The sequence below is a fragment of the Burkholderia sp. LMG 13014 genome, assembly GCF_905232215.1.
Classification (GTDB): Bacteria; Pseudomonadota; Gammaproteobacteria; order Burkholderiales; family Burkholderiaceae; genus Burkholderia.
The window spans coordinates 1-5,551 of sequence record NZ_CAJNKE010000408.1; the positions used below are offsets into that span (position 1 = coordinate 1).

Consider the following 5,551-nt stretch of genomic DNA (forward strand, 5'->3'; position numbering starts at 1 on the left):
CACACCGAGGATCGCCTCCAGTTCGGCGATCGTCTTCGAGACGGCCGGCTGCGTGATCGACAGGCTTTCGGCCGCCTTCTGCACACCGCCCAGCTGCGCGACCGCGAGAAAGCACTGCAGGTGCCGGAATTTGACGCGGCCGTCGGCGATACGGTTATTCATAACGGGTGGTTATGCGATTGATGATGAAATGCCATTTTGCATAACTTTCCGGATAGCCCCAAGCACTCGACGATGTGTCACGCGTTGCGCCGCAGCGCCTGGAAGCCGGCCGGCTCCCACATCCGCTTCGCGATCAGCAAGCTGGTGCCGCGCTTCTGCGCGAGCGGTGCGGACGAAGATTCCGCATGCAGCGCGGCCGCCTTGCTGCGCAGCCGGCGCAACTCCAGTTCGAGCTCCGCGGAAGCCGCCTCGGTCAACATCCCCTGCGAGAACGTCATCGTCTCGCCTTCCCCGTCGAAGCGGCTGTCGAGGAAATCGCCGAGCGCGTGCGCATGGAAGTAACGTCGGATCGGCCCGCCCGGCAGCCAGTCGAAATCACGTGCGACGCGCACGCGAATCCGGTCGCCCGGCAACAGCGCGACGACGTTCATCCGGTCGAGCATCAGCAGGTATTTCACGCACTCGGCCTTCGTCACCTGATAGGCCGACACGATGTCCTGCACGGTCCAGTAGTTGATCGCGCAGACGGCAACGAGCAGCAGCTTGTCGTCCGACACGAGCAGCGCCTCCTGCTGCTCGGTCAGTACGCGCAGCCTCGGCGCCGACGCGGACGCCTCCTGCACGAGCTCGGCCAGCGTATAGCCGAGCAGCTGGGATATCTCCACGACGCGCTCCAGCGTGAAGCGGCCGCTGGCAAACAGCCGCTTCACGCTGGTCTCGGAAACATCGAGCGCACGCGCGACGTCGCGGTAGGTCATGCCCTGCGCCTTCAGCTGGCGCTTCAGCATTTCGATGAGTTGGGCGGTTTCGGTCATTTTGGTATCGAAAAATGATGCTCAAGGTCAGATATTAGGCTACCTTCGCATGCAGATGAACACTTTTGGATACTTGTCTGCATAATCCGCTCCGTGCTGTCACTGAACGACGGAGCCGAAATGACCACCCGAACCGAAACCGCTGCCTACGAATCGCATCACACCGCCCCGCGCGATGCCCGCGACACGGATCGCACGATGCCGCTCGCCACGGTCCGCACGCTGGCCGCCAGCGCGCACGTCGGGGATCTCGTGTTCATCCGCGTGCCGGGCCATGCGCCGCGCGACACGGCCGGCACGACGGGCTCGACGGGTGCGTGGGCCAATCGCTTCGGCATCGTCGTCGACACATCGGGCGACGAGCCCGTGATCGCCGAATCCGCGTTTGCGTGGACGAAGCTCACCCCGCTGTCACGCTTCGTCGCCCGTACCGACGGCGGGCGCATCGCACTGGCCCGTCGCGTCGCGGCACCGACCGCCGATGCGCAGCGCCAGCTTCATTCAACGGCAGAACGGCGGATCGACGCGCTGCTCGGCAACCGCTTCACCCTGCGGACGCGGCGCGGCTTCTGCGCGGACTACGTGAGCGACGTGCTCGGTGCCGACCGGGACGCGACGCCGGCCGCACTGCTGCGCAGCGGCACGCTGTCACTCGAATTCGACGGAATCGTGTTCGATCCCGACCGTCAGGCATAACAGGCGCGCTCAGGGAGACCGGATAACAACAAGAACGACAACACAAAAAAGCAGCGACGGGCTGGCTGGAGGGCCGTGCACGGGGTCGTCACCGACGACGCGAAGCCCGATCGCTTTTTCCGCCGGACAGGCATCCTGTCCGGCGGAATTTTCATTGGCGCTCCAAACATAACGACTGGTTATACGATTCGCGAAAAAAGGTCATTTTGCATAACTTTCCGGATTGGCTAAAGTCGTGCCATCCCTTCGCGAAATACCTATCAGGAGACGCCCGATGGATTCCCCCAAGATCCTCACGCCACGCGACTGGCCGTCGCATCCGGCCTATGTCCACCCCGAGTACCGCTCGTCCGTGAAGCGCGGCCCGACCCGCCCGCTGATCCCGCTGAAGGAGAAGCTCCGCGACCAGTACGCGCCCGTCTACGGCGCCGAAGATCTCGGCGCGCTCGACCATGACCTGACGAAGAACGCCGTGAAGAACGGCGAGCCGCTCGGCGAGCGCATGGTCGTCACGGGCCGCGTGCTCGACGAAGGCGGCAAGCCCGTGCGCAACACGCTCGTCGAGGTGTGGCAGGCGAACGCGGCCGGCCGCTACGTGCACAAGGTCGACCAGCACGACGCGCCGCTCGACCCGAACTTCCTCGGCGCGGGCCGCTGCCTGACCGACGACGAAGGCCGCTACCGCTTCCTGACGATCAAGCCCGGCGCGTATCCGTGGGGCAACCATCCGAACGCGTGGCGCCCGAATCACATCCATTTCTCGCTGTTCGGCGATTACTTCGGCTCGCGTCTCGTCACGCAGATGTACTTCCCCGGCGACCCGCTGCTCGCGTACGACCCGATCTTCCAGGGCACGCCCGAGGCCGCGCGCGATCGCCTGATCTCGCGCTTCTCGATGGACATTACCGAAGAAGGCTATGCGCTCGGCTACGAATTCGACATCGTGCTGCGCGGCCGCGACGCTACCCCGATGGAGCGCTGAACCATGACGACGCTGAAGCAAACCCCTTCGCAGACGGTCGGCCCGTACTTCGCGTACGGCCTGTGCCCGCAGCAATACGACTACGATCTGAAAAGCCTGTTCACGCCGACGATCGCCGCGGCACACGCCGAAGGCGAGCACGTGCTGTTGGTCGGCCAGGTGTTCGACGGCGATGGCAACGTCGTCGGCGACGCGGTGCTCGAATTCACGCAGGTGGACGGCGCGGGCCGCTACCCCGCGTCGCGCGACGACATCGCGAAATCCGGCTTCACGGGCTTCGCGCGAGTCGGCACCGGCACCGATGCGCAGCAGCGCTTCGTCGTCGAGACGGTGAAGCCGGGCCGCCTCGCCGCGGACGAAGCGCCGCACATCAACGTGACCGTGATGATGCGCGGGATCCTCACCCATGCGTTCACGCGCGTGTACTTCGACGACGAAGCCGCCGCGAACGCGGCCGACCCCGTGCTGAACGCGGTGCCGGCCGAGCGCCGCGCGACGCTCGTCGCGAAACGCGACGCGCAGCCGGGCCGCCCGGTCGTCTACCGCTTCGACATCCGCATGCAGGGGCCGGACGAAACCGTGTTCTTCGACGTGTGACGCGCGTGCCGGCGCACGCCGGCTTCGCCCGCTAACGTACCGCCGCGTGGCGCGATACCAACAGGCATCGCGCCACGCGGCGTTTTTCATGCTTCGGCGCACCATTCGATGCTGCGGCGCATCGCGCCAGGTTTCGAGCACCGGCGCCCATAGCCAGCGGCTTCCGCTCCTCCATCGAACGCACGATTGGAACGCGTGCTGCTGCAACCGCACATGAGTCGTGAGCCGCGCGGGATTTCGTTTGCGCGTTATGCGGCGTATTCTTCGCTATCCACAACGAGTCAACGAGATTGAATCGGAATAGGCAACAATTACGCATGTAATGCGCGACACCGCCCGGCAGGCCGTGCGCGCATTCTTTCTGACCGAGTGCCTTTAAACGCGTCTGACCGAAGTTGGCAGGCGCGTATTTTTTTGGCGGCAACCGGCGCACGGGCGTGGCGTGCGCCGATTTCTTCCGGTTAGCGCCGAATCTCCAGATAGCGGCTCGGCGTATCGCCCAGAATGCGGCGAAACGCGGACGTGAACGCGCTTGCGCTCGCGTACCCGAGATCGAGTGCGACGCGTGTCACCGGCTGCCCGTCGCTCAGGCGTGCGATCGCCGCGAGCATGCAGACCTGCTGGCGCCATGCGGCAAAACTCACGCCCGTCTGCGCGCGGAACTGCCGCGTGAACGTGCGGCGGCTCACGCCTGCGTCGGCGGCGACCTGGTCGAGATCGGCCGCGATCGACGGCGACGCGAGCAGGTGCCGGCACACCTTCGCCAGCCGTGCGTCGGCCGGCAGCGGTGCATGCAGCGACAGGCGCGGCATCGTCGCGATTTCCGCGACCAGCAGCGACATCAGCTTGCCCGCGCGCCCGTCGACGTCGTACAGCGCCGGCAGGTCGATCGCATCGTCGATCAGTTGCCGCAGCAGCGCCGATACGCCATACACGCCGCACTGCTCGGGCAGGCCCGCTTCCTGCGCGGCATCGCCGGACACGAACGTGTTCAGCATCGTGACCGGCCCGGTCATCGTCATTTCGTGGCGCACGCCGGCCGGCACCCAGCACGCACGCTGTGGCGGCACCAGCCAGCGCCCGTGCGGCGTCGACACGCTGATCGTGCCGCGCGACGCGAATGCGAATTGCCCGCGCCCGTGCGCGTGCTCCGGAAACGTCGTGCCCGCCGCATAGTCGTTGGCGGTCACCACAACACTTCGCGGAATGTTTTCGTAGGGATCTAGCAGCGTATTTCTCACGGCCCGAATTCCATCATCAATGACCCGATATCGAAGGCGGGTCTCCTTCGCTCGATTTACGATCCGCTCCACCCTTGCGCGACCTGACGGCCGCAAGACCCGTCGGCCTGATCGGCCGGATTACCACTGCATCGGAGCGGACATGCCGAATACGTTTCATCGCGTGGGGGACGGCCCCCATCCTGTTCTCGTACTGCCCGGCTGGTTCGGCGACGCCCACGCATTCGAACCCGTCGAAGCGTGGCTGTCGCGTGAGCACTTCAGCTATGTATTCATGGATTACCGAGGTTACGGCCGCCTGCGCGACGCAGCGGGCGACTACACGATCGACGAGATCGCCACCGACGCGCTTGCACTGGCCGACGCGCTCGGTTTCGCGACCTTCAGCGTCGTCGGCCACTCGATGGGCGCGATGGCGGCCGAGAAAATCGCCGTCATGGCGCCCGAGCGCGTGCGCGCGCTGGTGCCGATCACGCCCGTGCCGTGCGGCGGCCTGCCGTTCGACGCGGAGAAACGCGCGCTATTCGAACGCGCCGCCGACCATGTCGCCGATCGCCGGACCATCATCGATCGCAGCACCGGCGGCCGGCTGCCCGCCGCCTGGGTCGAGTGGAAAGCGGCGTATTCGGCAGCCCGTTCGTCGCCGCCGGCGTTCGGCGCGTACTTCCGCGCGTGGGCCGATACGGATTTCAGCGACGAGATCGCGGGCCTCCATCCGGTGAAAGTGCTGATCGGCGAGCACGATCCGGCGTTCGACGCGGCGCTGATGGCCCGCACGTACCTGCGGCGCTACCCGCTCGCCACCGTCGACGTGCTGCGCAATGCGGGCCACTACCCGATGAACGAGACGCCGCTCGCGCTGGTCGCGGCGATGGAAGCGTTCCTGCTCGCCGTGACCGCGAGCCCTGTTGCCGTCCGTTGACCGGCCGCACGCCTGCGGCATCGTCAAGGCATACATCACCGCAGCATGAACGACATTGCCGACAGGCTGTTCAGCGTGCGCACCGCATGCTCGACCGAAGGCCCGTCGAAGCGCAGCGTCACCGCATCGACGCGCT

Annotated in this window: 7 protein-coding genes and 1 pseudogene; 4 read left to right on the plus strand and 4 right to left on the minus strand. The window is 66.0% G+C overall.

The annotated features are described in order from the left end of the window. Both JYJ84_RS27305 and JYJ84_RS27310 read right to left on the minus strand, forming a co-directional pair. Positions 1-162 (minus strand): LysR family transcriptional regulator (locus JYJ84_RS27305; RefSeq protein WP_186249146.1); only part of this gene is annotated, 162 nt, incomplete at its 3' end. A gap of 77 nt (positions 163-239) precedes the next feature. Continuing rightward, a complete protein-coding gene (locus JYJ84_RS27310) occupies positions 240-977 on the minus strand; it encodes a helix-turn-helix transcriptional regulator (RefSeq protein ID WP_122949470.1) in 738 nt (245 codons plus the stop codon). A gap of 120 nt (positions 978-1,097) precedes the next feature. Here JYJ84_RS27310 and JYJ84_RS27315 point away from each other — a divergent pair, with 120 nt between their 5' ends. From JYJ84_RS27315 to pcaG, 3 genes are all read left to right on the plus strand, one after another. Beyond that, a complete protein-coding gene (locus JYJ84_RS27315; RefSeq protein WP_175222581.1) occupies positions 1,098-1,673 on the plus strand; it encodes a YiiX/YebB-like N1pC/P60 family cysteine hydrolase in 576 nt (191 codons plus the stop codon). 274 nt (positions 1,674-1,947) lie between these two features. Then, entirely contained in the window at positions 1,948-2,655 is a 708-nt protein-coding gene (gene pcaH, locus JYJ84_RS27320) for a protocatechuate 3,4-dioxygenase subunit beta (protein ID WP_175222580.1), read from the plus strand. Positions 2,656-2,658: 3 nt separating this feature from the next. Then, positions 2,659-3,252, plus strand: coding sequence for a protocatechuate 3,4-dioxygenase subunit alpha (gene pcaG, locus JYJ84_RS27325; protein ID WP_011355460.1), 594 nt, complete (start codon positions 2,659-2,661; stop codon positions 3,250-3,252). Positions 3,253-3,713: 461 nt separating this feature from the next. Here pcaG and JYJ84_RS27330 read toward each other — a convergent pair whose 3' ends face one another. Next, positions 3,714-4,493: a helix-turn-helix domain-containing protein gene (locus JYJ84_RS27330; protein ID WP_175222579.1), complete on the minus strand. Its 780-nt coding sequence runs from the start codon at positions 4,491-4,493 to the stop codon at positions 3,714-3,716. Positions 4,494-4,635: 142 nt separating this feature from the next. Here JYJ84_RS27330 and JYJ84_RS27335 point away from each other — a divergent pair, with 142 nt between their 5' ends. Next, entirely contained in the window at positions 4,636-5,415 is a 780-nt protein-coding gene (locus tag JYJ84_RS27335; RefSeq protein ID WP_175222578.1) for an alpha/beta fold hydrolase, read from the plus strand. Positions 5,416-5,450: 35 nt separating this feature from the next. Here the strand turns inward: JYJ84_RS27335 and JYJ84_RS27340 are convergent. Further along, a pseudogene (locus JYJ84_RS27340) lies at positions 5,451-5,551 on the minus strand (aminopeptidase); the annotation flags it as partial.

Bases quoted from the DNA above. Each gene is read 5' to 3' on its own strand.
- JYJ84_RS27310 (WP_122949470.1), bottom strand. From the start codon at position 977: ATGACCGAAACCGCCCAACTCATCGAAATGCTGAAGCGCCAGCTGAAG.
- JYJ84_RS27315 (WP_175222581.1), top strand. From the start codon at position 1,098: ATGACCACCCGAACCGAAACCGCTGCCTACGAATCGCATCACACCGCC.
- pcaH (WP_175222580.1), top strand. From the start codon at position 1,948: ATGGATTCCCCCAAGATCCTCACGCCACGCGACTGGCCGTCGCATCCG.
- pcaG (WP_011355460.1), top strand. From the start codon at position 2,659: ATGACGACGCTGAAGCAAACCCCTTCGCAGACGGTCGGCCCGTACTTC.
- JYJ84_RS27335 (WP_175222578.1), top strand. From the start codon at position 4,636: ATGCCGAATACGTTTCATCGCGTGGGGGACGGCCCCCATCCTGTTCTC.